Origin of the sequence: Ammoniphilus resinae (genome assembly GCF_017873965.1) — a bacterium.
Taxonomy (GTDB): Bacteria; Bacillota; Bacilli; order Aneurinibacillales; family RAOX-1; genus Ammoniphilus_A; species Ammoniphilus_A resinae.
This window is the reverse complement of record NZ_JAGGKT010000001.1, coordinates 485,943-501,139: the sequence shown is the minus strand read 5'-3', so window position 1 is coordinate 501,139 and position 15,197 is coordinate 485,943. Positions and strand designations below refer to the sequence as shown.

The 15,197-nt window shown below is 42.2% G+C and carries 19 protein-coding genes and 1 riboswitch; of the genes, 6 read left to right on the top strand and 13 right to left on the bottom strand.

From position 1 onward, the window contains the following. Positions 1–148 precede the first annotated feature (148 nt). Together J2Z37_RS02370 and J2Z37_RS02365 are read right to left on the bottom strand one after the other, a co-directional pair. Positions 149–412: a YggT family protein gene (locus tag J2Z37_RS02370; RefSeq protein WP_425340303.1), complete on the bottom strand. Its 264-nt coding sequence runs from the start codon at positions 410–412 to the stop codon at positions 149–151. 98 nt (positions 413–510) lie between these two features. Then, the gene (locus J2Z37_RS02365; protein WP_209808508.1) at positions 511–1,008 is read right to left on the bottom strand and encodes a deoxycytidylate deaminase; all 498 of its coding nucleotides are present in this window, start codon (positions 1,006–1,008) and stop codon (positions 511–513) included. 97 nt (positions 1,009–1,105) lie between these two features. Between J2Z37_RS02365 and asnB the strand changes: the two genes are divergently transcribed. Beyond that, a complete protein-coding gene (asnB, locus tag J2Z37_RS02360) occupies positions 1,106–3,028 on the top strand; it encodes an asparagine synthase (glutamine-hydrolyzing) (RefSeq protein ID WP_209808506.1) in 1,923 nt (640 codons plus the stop codon). A gap of 135 nt (positions 3,029–3,163) precedes the next feature. On the opposite strand, the gene J2Z37_RS02355 is transcribed toward asnB, so the two are convergent. Both J2Z37_RS02355 and J2Z37_RS02350 read right to left on the bottom strand, forming a co-directional pair. Beyond that, positions 3,164–4,453, bottom strand: coding sequence for a homocysteine synthase (locus J2Z37_RS02355; protein WP_209808504.1), 1,290 nt, complete (start codon positions 4,451–4,453; stop codon positions 3,164–3,166). A 97-nt stretch (positions 4,454–4,550) separates the two neighbouring features. After that, positions 4,551–4,655: riboswitch (SAM riboswitch) on the bottom strand. Between the two features lie 64 nt (positions 4,656–4,719). Next, entirely contained in the window at positions 4,720–5,352 is a 633-nt protein-coding gene (locus tag J2Z37_RS02350) for a helix-hairpin-helix domain-containing protein (protein ID WP_209808502.1), read from the bottom strand. Positions 5,353–5,441: 89 nt separating this feature from the next. On the opposite strand from J2Z37_RS02350, the gene J2Z37_RS02345 reads away from it, so the two are divergent. Together J2Z37_RS02345 and comER are read left to right on the top strand one after the other, a co-directional pair. Next, a complete protein-coding gene (locus J2Z37_RS02345; RefSeq protein ID WP_209808500.1) occupies positions 5,442–5,693 on the top strand; it encodes a DUF2533 family protein in 252 nt (83 codons plus the stop codon). A gap of 100 nt (positions 5,694–5,793) precedes the next feature. Beyond that, entirely contained in the window at positions 5,794–6,612 is an 819-nt protein-coding gene (gene comER / locus J2Z37_RS02340) for a late competence protein ComER (protein ID WP_209808497.1), read from the top strand. Between the two features lie 32 nt (positions 6,613–6,644). Here comER and J2Z37_RS02335 read toward each other — a convergent pair whose 3' ends face one another. Then, entirely contained in the window at positions 6,645–7,682 is a 1,038-nt protein-coding gene (locus J2Z37_RS02335) for an ABC transporter substrate-binding protein (protein ID WP_245203488.1), read from the bottom strand. Positions 7,683–7,888: 206 nt separating this feature from the next. Here J2Z37_RS02335 and J2Z37_RS02330 point away from each other — a divergent pair, with 206 nt between their 5' ends. Then, on the top strand, positions 7,889–8,110 hold the full coding sequence (locus tag J2Z37_RS02330) for a hypothetical protein (protein WP_209808494.1): 222 nt from the start codon (positions 7,889–7,891) through the stop codon (positions 8,108–8,110). Between the two features lie 75 nt (positions 8,111–8,185). Beyond that, on the top strand, positions 8,186–8,716 hold the full coding sequence (yyaC, locus tag J2Z37_RS02325; RefSeq protein WP_209808492.1) for a spore protease YyaC: 531 nt from the start codon (positions 8,186–8,188) through the stop codon (positions 8,714–8,716). Positions 8,717–8,881: 165 nt separating this feature from the next. Here the strand turns inward: yyaC and J2Z37_RS02320 are convergent, their stop codons facing one another. Genes J2Z37_RS02320 through J2Z37_RS02285 form a run of 8 tightly spaced genes read right to left on the bottom strand, consistent with a single transcriptional unit; the run spans position 8,882 to position 14,023 of the window. Next, complete coding sequence (locus J2Z37_RS02320; protein ID WP_342453767.1) at positions 8,882–9,670, bottom strand: methyltransferase domain-containing protein; 789 nt, start codon at positions 9,668–9,670, stop codon at positions 8,882–8,884. Continuing rightward, on the bottom strand, positions 9,651–9,992 hold the full coding sequence (gene rsfS / locus J2Z37_RS02315) for a ribosome silencing factor (RefSeq protein WP_342453766.1): 342 nt from the start codon (positions 9,990–9,992) through the stop codon (positions 9,651–9,653). Before rsfS ends, J2Z37_RS02320 begins: the two co-directional genes overlap by 20 nt. A 14-nt stretch (positions 9,993–10,006) precedes the next feature. Continuing rightward, on the bottom strand, positions 10,007–10,588 hold the full coding sequence (yqeK, locus tag J2Z37_RS02310; RefSeq protein ID WP_209808488.1) for a bis(5'-nucleosyl)-tetraphosphatase (symmetrical) YqeK: 582 nt from the start codon (positions 10,586–10,588) through the stop codon (positions 10,007–10,009). Further along, the gene (locus tag J2Z37_RS02305; RefSeq protein WP_209808486.1) at positions 10,578–11,153 is read right to left on the bottom strand and encodes a nicotinate-nucleotide adenylyltransferase; all 576 of its coding nucleotides are present in this window, start codon (positions 11,151–11,153) and stop codon (positions 10,578–10,580) included. Before J2Z37_RS02305 ends, yqeK begins: the two co-directional genes overlap by 11 nt. 3 nt (positions 11,154–11,156) lie before the next feature. Beyond that, on the bottom strand, positions 11,157–11,450 hold the full coding sequence (gene yhbY / locus J2Z37_RS02300) for a ribosome assembly RNA-binding protein YhbY (RefSeq protein WP_209808484.1): 294 nt from the start codon (positions 11,448–11,450) through the stop codon (positions 11,157–11,159). Between the two features lie 29 nt (positions 11,451–11,479). After that, positions 11,480–12,337 (bottom strand): shikimate dehydrogenase, encoded by an 858-nt coding sequence (gene aroE, locus J2Z37_RS02295; protein WP_209808483.1) that lies wholly within the window; start codon positions 12,335–12,337, stop codon positions 11,480–11,482. Between the two features lie 43 nt (positions 12,338–12,380). Beyond that, positions 12,381–13,490 (bottom strand): ribosome biogenesis GTPase YqeH, encoded by a 1,110-nt coding sequence (gene yqeH / locus J2Z37_RS02290; RefSeq protein ID WP_209808902.1) that lies wholly within the window; start codon positions 13,488–13,490, stop codon positions 12,381–12,383. Positions 13,491–13,504: 14 nt separating this feature from the next. Continuing rightward, positions 13,505–14,023, bottom strand: a complete 519-nt coding sequence (locus J2Z37_RS02285) for a YqeG family HAD IIIA-type phosphatase (protein WP_209808482.1) — start codon at positions 14,021–14,023, stop codon at positions 13,505–13,507. Positions 14,024–14,272: 249 nt separating this feature from the next. Here J2Z37_RS02285 and J2Z37_RS02280 point away from each other — a divergent pair, with 249 nt between their 5' ends. Then, positions 14,273–15,193 carry a C40 family peptidase gene (locus J2Z37_RS02280; RefSeq protein ID WP_245203486.1) on the top strand — a complete coding sequence of 307 codons (921 nt, stop codon included), beginning with the start codon at positions 14,273–14,275 and terminating at the stop codon, positions 15,191–15,193. Positions 15,194–15,197 lie beyond the last annotated feature (4 nt).

Genomic DNA, 15,197 nt, shown 5'->3' with positions numbered 1-15,197 from the left:
TAAAGATATTCTTGCAGCTACTCCCCTTTACTGGAGAAGAGAAAATCGGCCGATTCAGCCGATTTACCACTTAGGAAAGTGAAGATTATTAATGAATTAAAGTGAACGAAACTTTTCTTAAAAAGAGTATACCATCAAATTCCGAAAATTAAAATAAGAAAAGTAAAACTGTATGCAGTCCTCTAAGTAAGAACTCAGAAATCCAGCTAAAAACAAAGAAAGCAGCAATGGGCGATATATCGATCATCCCAATGGGCGGAATGAAGCGACGGAAAACAGCTAAATACGGTTCCGTTATCTTATATAAGAATTCTGCGATTTTGTTTTCCTGAAGCTGTGGCAGCCAAGATAAAAGAATTCTCCCGATCAATGCAAAGTAATACAGGCGAATTAAATAAGATGCACCTACCATAATCGTACCAACAATGGATTCTGTCAAAGCCAAATCCTCCGTTTGCTTGTATTTTCCTATCATTATACTTTCTTTGCCCCAAAAACAAAAGGGTGCCTTTAATCAATAACCTGCGAATCATCCGTTCCTTGAGGGGGATGATAATCTTCTAAGCCACGAAAGATAATTCCCTTTTGTTCTAGTAATTGCTGAACCTTGGTATGATCCTTCCGGTAAGGACGGTGATAAACGATCTCTCCAATCCCACTGTTAGCCAGTAAATTGGCACAAGTCCAGCAGGGTTCGTCTGTTACATACACAGTGGCACCTTCCCGATTTTCACGATCTGTGAACAGCAGTAAATTTTGTTCGGCGTGAATGGTGCGAATACATCTCGTCTTTTTCACTAACTGTCCATTTTCTTCCTCGTAGTTTTGGACAAGCATGCAACCTTCTTCGTAGCAGTCTGCCACCCCCATCGGTGCCCCGTTGTAGGAGGATCCTAACAATTTTTTATTCTTGCATAGTACAGCACCAACATGGCGTCTTCTGCAGGTCGCTCTTGTTGAAGCCATATAGGCAATATCCATGAAATACAGGTCCCAAGATTTCCTCATCCGCTCATTTCCCTCCTATGCTGATACATTGATTATAGCGATAAACCATGTTAAAGTGGAGTCTGTACTTATTTTTTCTTACTAAAGGAGCTTTTTTATGTGCGGATTTGTCGCTCTTTATAACATAAAAAATCATCCGGTATCCTCCGAGCATTTAAAAGAAATGACCGATGTGATTACACATAGGGGGCCGGATGACAGCGGATTTTTTACTGATTGTCAGGTTGGACTGGGTTTTAGACGGCTTAGTATTATTGACTTAGAAGGCGGAAAACAGCCGCTTAGCAATGAAGATGGAGACATATGGATTGCCTTTAATGGCGAAATTTATAACTACCAGGAACTGCAAGCCTGGTTAAAAGACCGCGGACACCAGTTTAAGACCGAGTCGGATACAGAAACGATTGTCCATTTATATGAAGAAGTCGGCTTTGATTGTCCGAAACATCTTCGTGGAATGTTCTCCTTTATGATTTGGGACCGAAAAAAACAGCTGTTCTTTGGAGCACGGGATCATTTTGGCATCAAGCCTTTTTATTGGACAGAAACTGAGGACTTTTTTGCTTTTGGTTCTGAAATCAAAAGTTTGCTTAAGGTGAATGGAGTACATAAAAAAGTAAATCCAACCTCCCTTTATCACTACCTAACCTTCCAGTATGTTCCCGACCCCGAAACCATGTTTGATGGAATTCATAAATTGCCGCCTGGACATCAAGTAATGATTAAGGATGGAAAATTAACGATTGAACCTTATTGGAAGGTTGAATTCACCCCAGAGGAGAAGCCCTTCTCTTATTTTGTTGATGGTACCAGACAAATATTAGAGGAGTCGGTGCTAAAGCATCGGGTTAGTGATGTGCCGCGCGGCGCCTTTTTATCAAGTGGGATCGATTCCAGCAGTATCGTGGCAATGCTTCGCCAGCATGAAGAGGTGAAAACTTTCACCGTTGGTTTCGATATCCCTGGTTATAGTGAATTAGATATAGCAAGGGATACAAGTCAGTTTTTGAAAACTGATCATCATGAGGTGAAGATATCTGCAGAGCGTTATCTACAGGAACTGCCACGACTAATCTGGCACCAGGATGAACCTGTTGCTGATCCGTCTGCGATCGCGCTTTACTTCGTCGCCGAATTAGCCAGCCAGTATGTAACCGTTGTGTTATCTGGTGAAGGGGCAGATGAGTTCTTTGGGGGGTATAATATTTATCGTGAACCACATTCTTTACGGATGTTTTCATCGCTCCCCGGTTCTATGAAATCTGCTTTAAGACAAGTAGCAGGCGTCCTCCCAGATGGTGTGAAAGGAAAAAGCTTTCTAATCCGTGGATCAAAAAGTGTAGAGGAACGATTCTTTGGGAATGCCCTCATCTTCTCTGAAGAGCTTAAACAAAAGGTAACCATGAGTAATCTGTCAAATGATCCTGCCTACGTCAGCCCTTTTAAGATCACCTCTGAGATCTACAAGGGTGCTGCTGGGTATGATGATGTAACAAAGATGCAATACCTTGATATTCATAGTTGGTTGCGTGGCAATATTCTGATGAAGGCTGACAAGATGACGATGGCCAATTCCCTTGAACTTCGGGTCCCATTCGTCGATCCAAAAGTCTTTGAATTTGCCGCGAAAATTCCTACCAAATACAAAATTGCTGAGGGAACAACCAAATATGTGTTGAGAGAAGCAATGAAAGACTTGCTACCCCCACAAATCAAAACCCGCAAAAAACTTGGTTTCCCCGTACCGACTCGGGTGTGGCTGCGTGGCGAGTTCTACTCCTGGGCAAAGGAACTGATTTACAGTGCGGAAGTAGATGAATATATTAACAAAGCCTATGTTTTATACATGCTTGATGAACATAAAGAAGGAAAAGTTGATTACAGCAGAAGAATTTGGACCATTCTTATCTTCATGCTGTGGCACCAAATTTTTATTGAAGAAAAGTACTGCTTCGGTCCTTTCGTCAGCCCTTATATAGAAACGAGACGGAAGAATTTAGAGACTTTTCGAGTAGGATAGGTAGAGTTAACCGTTCAGAGATGTTTTCTGAGCGGTTTTTTACGCTTAGAGAGTGAATAGCGGAAAATTTTTCCCTTATTCTCAAAAACAAAGGAGGCGGTCCCGCATGATCGAGTAAGCCGCCTCCAACTATACTTATTTCTGACTAGCCCTCAAAGCCTGGTCCAAATCGTATAAAATATCGTCAATGGTCTCTAAACCAATGGATAAACGGATAAGATCAGGGGTGACGCCTGCCTTCTTCTGCGCTTCTTCATCCAATTGCTGGTGTGTTGTACTTGCTGGATGAATGACAAGCGATTTTGCATCTCCGACGTTAGCAACATGTGAGAACAGCTCTAAGCTATTGATAAACTTCTTGCCTTCTTCTACCCCGCCTTTGATCCCAAAGGTAAAGATGGCACCAGCACCCAATGGCAAGTACTTCTTTGCCAATGGATGATAGCGATTTTCCTCTAGTCCAGGATAATTAACCCAGGAAACAAGCTCGTGGTTTTGCAAGAATTCAGCAACCTTTTGAGTGTTTTCTACGTGACGCTGCATCCGAAGCGGCAAAGTCTCCAACCCTTGAATAAAGAGGAAAGAATTAAATGGCGCTACAGCGGCACCAATGTCACGTAGAAGCGTTACTCTCGCCTTAATGATATAAGCCAATGGTCCAACAGCCTGAGTATAGACGATTCCATGATAGCTAGGATCTGGTTCGCTTAAACCCGGGAATTTCCCATTGTTCCAATCAAATTTACCAGAATCAACAATAACACCACCAATAGCTGTCCCATGTCCGTTAATGAATTTGGTTGCCGAATGAACAACAATATCTGCCCCGTGTTCAATTGGACGGCATAAATAAGGGGTAGCAAAGGTATTGTCTACAATTAGTGGTACTCCATTTTCATGGGCGATCCCAGCAATCGTTTCAATGTCAGCAACATTGATTTGCGGATTTCCGATGGTTTCTATATAAAAAGCCTTCGTCTTATCGTTTACTTTATCACGGAATTGCTGCGGGTCGTCTACATCCACAAAGTGGATCTTCAGGCCAAGCTTTGGTAGGGTGTGGGCAAATAGGGCATACGAGCCACCGTAAAGGCTACTAGAGGCGATAATTTCATCCCCTGCACCTGCAATGTTTAACAAAGCGTATGTAATAGCAGACTGTCCCGAAGCGGTCGCTAACGCCCCTACTCCTCCCTCTAACTGCGCAATCCGCTGTTCAAAAACATCCTGCGTTGGATTCATGATCCGTGTATAGATATTGCCAGATTCCGCCAAGGAAAATAAATTAGCAGCATGGTCAGTATCATTGAAAGTAAAGGATGACGTTTGGTAAATCGGTACAGCGCGGGAATTTGTTTCAGAATCTGGTTTTTGTCCAGCATGTACAGCAAGCGTATCAAATCCTAATTTTCTTTCAGTTGTCATTGTTATTCCTCCCTTTAGTAATAAGTGTCTCCTAAAACTTAACAAAAATAAAAACCTCTTCCAGATGAAGAGGTCGTGTCCGAATCACACACAATCTCTCTCATCTTTCAGAACCATCGTTCTGCTGGATTTAGCACCTTGCAGCATCACTGCCGGTTGCCGGGCGTCATCGGGCCAGTCCCTCTACCGCTCTTGATAAGAGAATACTATGAAATTGTTATGAATTAATTATAAAATTTAAAATAAATGCTGTCAACACGTTTATATTATCTGATACGTATATGATCCTTTAACTGTTGGAAAATTTTCTCGCCGATCCCTGGAACGTCTTTTAACCTCTCCAGCTCTTGAAAGGCCCCATGGGTTTCTCGATATTCAATAATTGCCTTAGCTTTAGCTGGTCCAATTCCTGGTAAACTATCAAACTCTGCCTCATTTGCCGTATTAATTTGTACCTTTGGATCGTCCTTTTGCTGCCCTATCACTCCCGCGGTACTTAGGGCGGAAGCCTCCTCTCCCCTTTTTGGCACATAAATCATCTCACCATCCTGAACTGTCTGCGCGAGGTTCACTAACTTTTCTTCGGCATCTGGCAGGAGACCTCCGGCCATTTCGATTAAATGATGAACCCGCGACCCTTCCTGCAGCTGATAGACCCCAGGGTTCTTCACTGCTCCTTTGAGATCAACCCATACCTCATGGCTTTCAGGCAGGTCTTTTGAATCCTCTACCTTCTTAGCAGAATCGAGTTCAACCAGCTCAAAAGGCTTGTCATCCTCCTCCTCTCCAATATCCTCGCGAATCGAAAACTGATAAAATACCATACTGATGATCAATATGAAACAGGCAATGCCAATATAAACAAAACTCTTTTCTCTTTGTGACCAGTTAAAATTCATCACCATCAATCCTTTCCATAGCTTGTCTTCAAACAGGCATTTACATATAATCTAAGAATATGACTTTAGAGAAAAATGAGGTGTCTATCGTGAGTGTACATGAGGAAATTTCCAAAAAGACAAATAAAACCTGGGGGATCATTCAAACATACAGAAAGTTGGATGAGAAACGGGAAGCAGAAATTGAAAAGGTCATTCTGCAGTGCCAAAACAATGAGGCATTTTCTGTGGATCAAATCAATAAAGTCACTGAGGAGATCAATTCATTTGCAGCAATCAATCATCTCCCTTCCCGAAAGTTTGTCACTAAACAAATGGTAGAAGAAGCTGCACAGAATTAGTAAATCTAAGAAGGAATTCATCGTTAATCCTGATTTTGATGTATGGATTCCTGCCCTCCATCATACATATAGGAATAAAGATTGATCGGGGGGGATTTCCATGCGAGTGGGCTTTATTGGAACGGGGAGTATGGGAAGCATTCTTCTTGAAGCGTTTATATCGGAAAAGGCCCTTAAACCAGATCAAATTACCGCTAGCAATCGTACCCGTGAGAAGGTAAAGCGATTAAGTGAGAAATACCCTGGTTTAACTTATGCCGATGATAATATCCAAGTGGTAAAAAACAGCCAACTTATTTTCATCTGTGTGAAGCCTTTGGAATTCAAAACTGTGATAGAGCAGATCAAGCCTTGGATTGAAAAGGATCATCTCATCGTGTCTATAACTAGTCCCATTCTTATACAAACATTAGAGGAACAAATCCCCTGCAAAATTGCAAAAATTATCCCAAGTATCACCAATTTAGTAGGTGCTGGGGCTTCTCTCATGATGTTTGGAAGTCGAGTAAAATCCGATGATCGCGACTTTTTAAGAAAACTTTTTGAAAAGATCAGTAAGCCGATTGAAATCAAGGAAGAGTTTACTCGGGTATCTTCTGATATCGTTAGTTGTGGTCCTGCATTTCTAAGTTTTCTTCTGCAACGATTTATTAGCGCTGCGGTCGAAGAAACCGGGATTAACCAAGATGATGCCACATTCCTTACAACCGAGATGATTATTGGATTTGCCAAATTAATTTCGGAAGGTCCTTTTGATCTTGCCACTCTCCAGCAGCGGGTAGTTGTTCCTGGCGGAGTCACTGGTGCAGGTCTTATTGCATTGGGAAATATCGGGGATACCTTTAATCAAATGTACCATAATACCCATGAAAAGTATCGCACAGATTTAAGAGAAGTGGAAGTCATGTTTGAAAAATAGTATAAAAAAAGAGGGCTAAACGCCCTCTTTTTTTATTCGCCAATAACCTCTTTGGCAGACTTTTTAAGTTCATCAGATACCTGCAAACCAAATGCTTTTGCAGAATCAAGGTTAATCGTGAGATCTGCGTCTTTTGTTACTTCAACAGGATTAGCAGTGGTTGCTTCACCTTTTAGGATACGCGCGGCCATTTCTCCTGTTTGGTATCCCATTTTATAATAATCAATTCCATAGGTGGCTACTGCACCACGTTTCACGGAATCAGTATCAGATGCAAACACTGGCAGCTTCGCTTTCAAAGCTGTAGTAACGACACCCTCCATCGCTGAGACAACGGTATTATCGACAGGAATAAGGATTGCATCGACCTTTCCAGCTAACGCCTCGGCACCGGATTGAACTTCGGAAGCTTTTGTAATACCTACCTTCTCGACTCCAATATTGCGTTCTTTTGCGGACGCTTCAATATCTTTCACCTGAACTTCAGAATTCACTTCGCTGCTGCTATAAATGACACCGATTTTCTTCACTCCAGGAATAAACTTCTTAATTAGATCCACCTGCATGGCCATTGGCAACTGATCTGAGGTTCCGGTAATATTGTCGCCAGGTTTATCCAGCGCTTCAACCAGTCCTGCTGCCACAGGGTCAGTTACAGTCGCAAAAACGATAGGGATATCCTTGGTTGCTTTTGCAGCTGCTTGTGCAGTCGGCGTAGCGATCGCAACGATCATATCCTTCTGATCAGCAGTAAACTTCTGTGCTATAGAAATGGCATTGTTCATATCCCCTTGTGCGTTCTGCAGATCAACATTCAGGTTTTCTCCATCTTTGAACCCCTTGTCTGCCAATGCATCAACGATTCCTTTACGAACAGAATCCAAGGCGGGATGCTCAACAATCTGTGTAATTCCTAAGGTAATGGTTTTTTGTTCTTCCTGTTTTACGGGTTGTTCCTGTGCTGTTGCTTCCTGGGATGTGCTGGCTTGCTGTTCAGCAACCCCGCTGCACCCAACCCCAACGAACATAGTTAATAACAATGCTAAACTTGTCTGAATCGCTCTTCTCAACTGTCTCTCCTCCTGATCTTCTCGTCTCAACTTTAAGTTTAATTCTCGACTTTAGATTAATTATACACAAAAAAATTATTTGGTCTAGCACTTTTGTCACAAATTATTTTTCTCATCTGCAAATAATACAACTTAAAGGTAAAGCCCTACAGAACAACTACATGGCCTGTAGGTGCACAAACCTATTTATGAAGGAGGAAAAGTTCATGATTCAACTTGTTCTAAAAAAGGATGCCATGAACACCATGTATTTTGATGATATCAATGAAGGAAGAGCCTCATTCACAAATGAAGCTCAAGGACTGACCGCTTCGCTTTCTGAGGAAGAATTTGATGGTTTTATGAAATCTAACAACCTGATTGTTTATCATAATACAATTAAGGGGTACGAAACTGGGGAAATCTACGGTGAGTTCACAGCGGAATAGGATGTACTAAAAATCCGCATTTCCCCTACTTTCTTTTCCTCATGCCACGAATAAGATATAGCAGGTGATGGCTCGATGACCCTGCTATGTCAAGTTTCATACAAAAAAGAAAAGGCTGCTTATCTGTTGGAAAAAAAAATACGAGAACGCATCGATCGGCAAGGATCCTATTCTACGCTGATTGTCTTCTGCATTGGAACAGACCGCTGCACAGGTGATTCGTTGGGGCCACTTGTAGGGACATATTTAAGCCAAGGGATTGGAATGAATGTCCAGGTATGGGGCACCTTGAAAAATCCGGTACATGCGCTGAACCTTCGAACTGCTCTGCAGAACCTGCAACAACTTCGATCCCCTCTTGTTATTGCCGTTGATGCTTGCCTTGGACAAAAAAACGACATTGGAGATATTCAACTCGTGGACGGTCCGTTAAAACCAGGCATGGGGGTTAAAAAAGTCCTGCCGGAGGTAGGTCATTTTCATATTAAAGGAATTGTGAACGAGAGCGGTTTTTTGGAAACCATGATGTTGCAAAATACTCGTTTGTTTACCGTCATGCAGATGTCTGAAGTGATTTCACAAGCTTTGAAGAACGCTTTATCTTAACGATAAGAAGGAAACACCCAAAATAGGGGGAGACTATCCCCCGTTCAATAGAATACGGGGAAATAGGGAGGAAAAAACCTCTATTTTCTCAAAGCAAATTATGAGAGCGCTAACACAAATAGGATAAGGGGATTTCCTCCCCCTTTTTTTATTTTGGCAGCCTTTCTAAGAACAAGAGGAAAAACTCACCTTATTAGATTCATCTTGCTTCATCGCTGTAAAAAATAGTCTTTCACTCGTTTCTCGCGGTGGCTCGTCAGTAAAATCTGCCGTACACATAATATGATCAAATCCCGCTTTCCGTAGCCAGTGTTCGATCTCCTCTACCGTGTATCCTCTCTGCTGATGAACCTCTTCAAATCGTTTATAATAACCGCCTTCTTGAACAAAAAAGGTTAGTTCATGGGTTACCTGACTTGCCCCATCCCAATCACATTGCCAAATATAGGAGATATCTGAATCTGCTAAGGCAAATGTTTGATCGCCATAAAACGCTTGGATTTTGTATACTGAATGAACATCAAACAAAAAGATCCCTCCGGGTTTTAGGGCCTGCCAAACGTGACAAAAGGTCTGCTCCACATCCAAAGGGGTTGTCAAATAAGATAATGAATCACAAAAACAGACCACAGCATCAGCGGAAGAAGGTACGATGAACTCCCTCATATCCTGGCACAGAAGTTGAACGTTTACGCCTGATTGTTGGGCTTTGTCGTAAGTGACTGCAAGCATGTCATCCGAAAGATCGATACTGGTGACTTCGTAGCCCCTTCTTGCCAGCTCGATCGAGATGGTCCCCGTACCACAAGCCAAATCAATCACTTGCTGTACACTTCCCCCATAACGCTTTGTTGTTTGCATAAAGTACTCCATCCACTGGTCATAAGGAGCATCTTCCATAAGGCGGTCATAAATCAATGCAAGCGATTGATAGCTACTGGAATTGGATGACACTTGCATCTCCCCAAATTCGTTCAATATTATAATACTCACGTTCATCCTTATGAAAAATATGGACGATCACATCCCCCAAATCCATCAAGACCCAGCGTGCTTCATCATATCCCTCGACACCCTTAATATCGATCCCTGCCTCTGCCATCTGTTTCTTCAACTCGGAAGTAATAGCTTGTACCTGTGTCCCCGAGTTCCCATGACAAACTACAAAATAATCAGCTATCACGGATAGTCCATGGATATCTAATATCACTACATTTCCCGCTTTTTTGTCCTCCGCGATCGCGGCTGATTTTTGGGCAATTTCTAAAATCGTCACTATTGTTCTGCCTCCTATCGGGTTTCTTGAAGATCAGCAAGCATTCCGTTATATGCTTCCACCGTTAAAGGATAGATCCTCTTCTTTTGTTTAATCAGAAACATAAGCGTATTGCCAAGTGCTTTGAGTAACGCCTCATTCAGATTTTGATGGGCTAGTTCCCTTATTTCATCAACCCCAGGGAATTGTCTGCCTGGTTCAATATAATCCGCCACCCATAAAATTTTTTCCAATAACGTCATATTTTTCCGGCCAGAAGTATGATAGCGAATGGCATCTAACACATTTTGATTTGTAATCCCTAAATCCCGCTCAACAATATAAGCTCCTACCGGTGCATGCCATAGTTCTTTATCATATAGTAAAAGAACCGCCGAAATCGATTCTTCCCTCTGAATGATTTCTTCCATCTTTTCCCGTTCCCAAAATTTACAGTAATCATGAAGGATTCCCGCAAGATCAGCTTCTTCCGGATCTGCCCCATACTGCTTTGCCAAGGCTTCCGCTGTTGAAGCAACACCTAATGTATGGATGAAGCGATGTTCAGTCATTTGTGCACGGACCTGCTGCAATAGGTTTTCTCGATCAAACGTCATACAAATGATTCTCCTCGATGTACTTTTTCACCTCGTCAGGCACCATAAAACGAATGGACTGTCCATTTTTGAGGTAAGTCCGAATGAGCGTCGATGAAATTTCAGTCTGCGGCATCGGAACCATTTTCACATATTTTCTGGCCCATTCATTATCCGGCAGGTATCCAGGACGATGCACGCCAACGAATTTCACCAAATTGACCAGATGGTCAATTTTATGCCATTTAGGCAGATAATCTATCATATCTCCACCGATGATGAAATAGAAATCAACTTTCGGGTATAAATCCTTTATTTCTTTAATCGTTTGTATTGTGTAGGATGGGCCTGGTCGACTTAATTCATAAGGAAAGGCATGAAAGTAAGATATAGATTGCGTGGCAAGCTCCACCATTTTTAATCGATGGACAGCTTCTGATACATGCTTGCCTTCCTTATGGGGCGGAATATGAGCAGGCATAAACCAGATCTGATCCAACTGCAACTGATGGTAAACTTGTTCAGCTGTCATCAAATGGGCAATATGGATCGGATCAAAAGTCCCGCCTAAAATCCCGATTTTCATCACTTAGGTTGGAATCTCAAGCTTTTTATTTTCTTTCGATTCCTTGTACAAGACAACGGTTCTCCCGATTAATTGGACAAGCTCAGCATCTGCCCCATTTGCCAATGCTCCGGCGACTGTATTCTTATCTTCCCCACACGTGTCTAGAATAGAAACTTTAATCAATTCTCGCACTTCCAAGGCCTCTGCGATTTGTTTAGTTAAATTTTCATTGACTCCACCCTTTCCCACTTGAAAAATAGGTGTAAGATGGTGTGCCTCAGAACGCAAAAAACGTTTTTGCTTTCCTGTTAACATTTTGAATTACCCCCTTTTATCTCTGTTATTTATTCGGATGACTTGCTCTGGAGTTGATCCAACACGGTCTGCTTCATAAGCGAAATAGGCGGTTGTTTTCCCGTCCACTTTTGCTGAGCAAGGGCACCTTGATGGATAAACATCCCAACCCCGCCATGTGTTCTTGCGCCAATCTTTTTAGCTTCCTGTAACAGCTTTGTTTCTAAAGGATTGTAAATCAAATCGCTAACTACTAACTTTGGATGTAAAAATGAAGGGTCTATAGGGATATTATCCTCATATGGGTACATTCCTACCGATGTCGTGTTAATAATAAGGTCAACTTGCTCGACATCCTTTGCCTTTAAATGATCACTCGACAAACTTACAGAGTGTGTGAAATGACTAATTTGTTTTGCCAATGCCTCCGCCTTTTCCACCGATCGATTAACCACACAAATGGATGCTACCCCGCGTTTTGCAAGTGAGACTGCTACGCCTTTTGCAGCTCCGCCAGCCCCTAAAATTATGACCCGTTTCCCTGTGAGAGGCACTTTCCATTCTTCCAGAAGGGACTGGACATACCCCGCTCCATCGGTGTTGAAGCCAATCAATTTTCCGCCATCATTGACAATCGTATTAACAGCGCCTATTTCTTCAGCTTCTTGATCAATCTCATCTAAAAAAGGAATGATTGCCACCTTATGCGGGATCGTGACATTCACGCCTGCAAACCCCAGTGCTCGTATCCCGTTGACAGCCTGCTCTAGCTGGTCAGGTGCGACGGCAAAAGCTGCATAGGAAAAATTTATTCCTAGCGCCCGAAAAGCCTGGTTATGCATTATAGGTGAAAGGGATTGTTCGATCGGATACCCAAACACCCCTGTCATGATTGTCTTACTGTTCATTGAAACGCCTCTCCTTTAACACTTCCAAGATTAATTTCTTTTTCTAGATCAAAGCCTCTCGAATCGTTACCGATACGCCATCGGGTGCATACACGTCTACCAGAGCCCCTGCACCCCCAACCGTAATCCAACCGAGACCAGAGATCACAATATCCTTCTTGCTGCCTGACTCAATCTTAAAGGATCTCTTGCGCATCGGAGGAAGCATCTTTACATTTTCTCCCGTTGGAGGGGACAGCAAATCTGTGCCCACGTGCGAAGTATACAATTCTTCTGCCTTTTCCAGTTTTGTCCGATGAATCGTTATCCTGTTCGAGGCATAAACAACGAATGATTGTCGATCACCCTTTACAAAATCGATCCTGGCCATACCGCCAAGAAACAATGTCTGCTGATCATTTAATTGAAAAATCTTAGGGTTCACTGTTTTCTCTGGGGAAATAAGTTTTAAATCTTCTGCTGTAACCATATGTACTATTTGATCCCGATTAATAATTCCCGGTGTATCATAAAGAGAAGTTTGTTTGTCAATGGGAATTTCAATCATATCTAATGTTGTACCAGGAAATCTCGATGTTGTTAATTCAACCTCCGATTCCCCGTATTCTTTTAGGATTCGATTGATTAACGTGGATTTTCCAACGTTGGTCGCGCCCACTACGTATACATCCTGTCGATTCCGATGTTCTCCCAGCGCCTGAATAAAGCGCTCCATGCCCATACCTTTGCTAGCACTGCAAAGAACAACATCCACCGGTCGCAACCCTAGTTGTTTGGACTGGTATTTCATCCAATTGACCAGACGGTTTGGATTGATCGCCTTCGGAAGAAGGTCGAGCTTATTTCCTACAAGCAGAACCGGATTATTTCCTACAAAGCGATGCAGTCCCTTCAACCAGCTGCCGTTAAAATCAAAAATATCGACAACGTTAACGACAAGCGCCTTTGTCCCCGCAATCCCGTTTAAAATCCGAATAAAATCCTCATCATCCATAGCCACTTGGGCCACTTCATTGTAATGCTTAATTTTAAAGCAGCGTTGACAGATTGGATTCTCCTTTTCCATAGTGCTGGTCGGAACATAACCAATCTTTTGTTTATCCTCTGATTGCAACGGTACACCGCAGCCAGCACACTGCCTTGCTTCTGTCACTCTGTCCATCGTAGTTAGTCCTCCCATGTAATCCATCCTTTTTTTCTCATCCAGGAGAGAGCCAGTCGTTCAAGACGGCGATTAAATCGCGTATAAATCCCATCGGTCTCAGCCACTGGGACAACTAAAATTGTATACAACCCCAGGCGATTGCCTCCTAATACATCTGTAAATATTTGATCTCCGATCATAACGGTCTCATGGTACGCCAAACCAAGGCGTTTCATCGCCTCCCGAAACGGGCTGCGAGTCGGTTTTTTCGCCCTATGTATATAAGGAATTCCTAAGGGGTCGGCAAATTTTGAAACCCGAATCTGATTATTATTCGATACCACAATAACTTGAAAGCCTTCTTTTTTTACAGTATCCAACCAATCCATTAAAACTGGCGTGGCATCCGGTCGGTCCCACTCAATCAAGGTATTGTCCAAATCCGTAATAATTCCTTTTACCCCTTTCCTTTTCAATGCTGCCAAATCGATGTCATAAACCGAAGCAACATGTAGATCAGGAACCAATTTTTTCAGAAACACACCCACACCTCACAAACGAAAAGTTGCATCTATCCATATTTTCTCAGAGTAACCTAGACCCTATTCATTGGCACGTATCCCATCAAATTATAACCGAAATACAACATTTGGTATATACTCTGCCCCAAACCTTGGCTGGGTAACCAATATTTGGACATACCGTAATTATCCAAAACATGTTATTCTTTTACCATCGATCTACCAATCTTACCAAGTCGATGCAAAACATCAAAAGAAAGGATTGATAGGATGAAAAGTGGAAAGTTGCTAAATTATGCGTTAGCAGGAAGTATTGTTTTAGGTGGATTGCTTGGTTTTCATAACACTGGAGCTGCTTCCAGCTTTGGAAATGATGTTGCTGACCGTGCGGATAATTATATTGGCACTAAAATCACTAATTTTGGCCCCGCCTATTTTGTTTCCTATGTTTATGGGAAAGAAGGAGAAAAAGTCTCTAGTAATTTAAAGACCTTAAGCAATCAGGGCAAGCTCATTCTGGACAAAAACAAGCTTGAAAAAGGGGATATTGTGTTTTTTGGATACAGTGCTAGCAATCTTTTAGGTGCTGGTATCTATACTGGGAATGACAAAGTTGTTATAGCCTACAAGCCCTATAAAACGATCAAGGAGATCAATTTAAATAGTGGAGACGGAAAAAAATACTATTTAGGGGCAAAAAGAATTAACTCTAGCGATTCCAAAACAGACACAAAGCCAGATTCATCAGCTTCAGTTCAAGCCCAAAAGGTCATAAATGCTGGGAAAGATTATCTTGGTACGCCATATGAATACAGTTCAAGCCGTTCCAATACGAAGACTTTCGACTGCTCGGACTTCGTCCGTCAGGCCTTCATAGATGGAGTCGGCATCAAATTGCCTTCTGATTCAAGGGGACAAGCCTCTTATGTGCAGGATAAGGGACAAATCAAAACAGATTGGAGAGATTTGAAACCGGGGGACATCATGTTCTTCATGGATTACAAAGGGTGGAAGAAATCCGATTACAATGGAATCAATGTATCGAAACAAAGAATCTCACATGATGGAATCTATCTTGGAAACGGGAAAATATTACATACCTATTCGAAAGATTCCGGTGGCGTAAGAATTGATGATATTGAAGGAACCCATTGGGAATATCGCTTTATATTTGGCGGAAGCGCGTTCTAATTTT

Bases quoted from the DNA above. Each gene is read 5' to 3' on its own strand.
- J2Z37_RS02280 (WP_245203486.1), top strand. From the start codon at position 14,273: ATGAAAAGTGGAAAGTTGCTAAATTATGCGTTAGCAGGAAGTATTGTT.
- comER (WP_209808497.1), top strand. From the start codon at position 5,794: ATGCGAGTGGGCTTTATTGGAACGGGGAGTATGGGAAGCATTCTTCTT.
- asnB (WP_209808506.1), top strand. From the start codon at position 1,106: ATGTGCGGATTTGTCGCTCTTTATAACATAAAAAATCATCCGGTATCC.
- aroE (WP_209808483.1), bottom strand. From the start codon at position 12,337: ATGAACAGTAAGACAATCATGACAGGGGTGTTTGGGTATCCGATCGAA.
- J2Z37_RS02305 (WP_209808486.1), bottom strand. From the start codon at position 11,153: ATGAAAATCGGGATTTTAGGCGGGACTTTTGATCCGATCCATATTGCC.
- yhbY (WP_209808484.1), bottom strand. From the start codon at position 11,450: ATGTTAACAGGAAAGCAAAAACGTTTTTTGCGTTCTGAGGCACACCAT.
- J2Z37_RS02365 (WP_209808508.1), bottom strand. From the start codon at position 1,008: ATGAGGAAATCTTGGGACCTGTATTTCATGGATATTGCCTATATGGCT.
- J2Z37_RS02350 (WP_209808502.1), bottom strand. From the start codon at position 5,352: ATGAATTTTAACTGGTCACAAAGAGAAAAGAGTTTTGTTTATATTGGC.
- J2Z37_RS02355 (WP_209808504.1), bottom strand. From the start codon at position 4,453: ATGACAACTGAAAGAAAATTAGGATTTGATACGCTTGCTGTACATGCT.
- yyaC (WP_209808492.1), top strand. From the start codon at position 8,186: ATGACCCTGCTATGTCAAGTTTCATACAAAAAAGAAAAGGCTGCTTAT.
- J2Z37_RS02330 (WP_209808494.1), top strand. From the start codon at position 7,889: ATGATTCAACTTGTTCTAAAAAAGGATGCCATGAACACCATGTATTTT.
- J2Z37_RS02370 (WP_425340303.1), bottom strand. From the start codon at position 412: ATGGTAGGTGCATCTTATTTAATTCGCCTGTATTACTTTGCATTGATC.
- yqeK (WP_209808488.1), bottom strand. From the start codon at position 10,588: ATGACGTTTGATCGAGAAAACCTATTGCAGCAGGTCCGTGCACAAATG.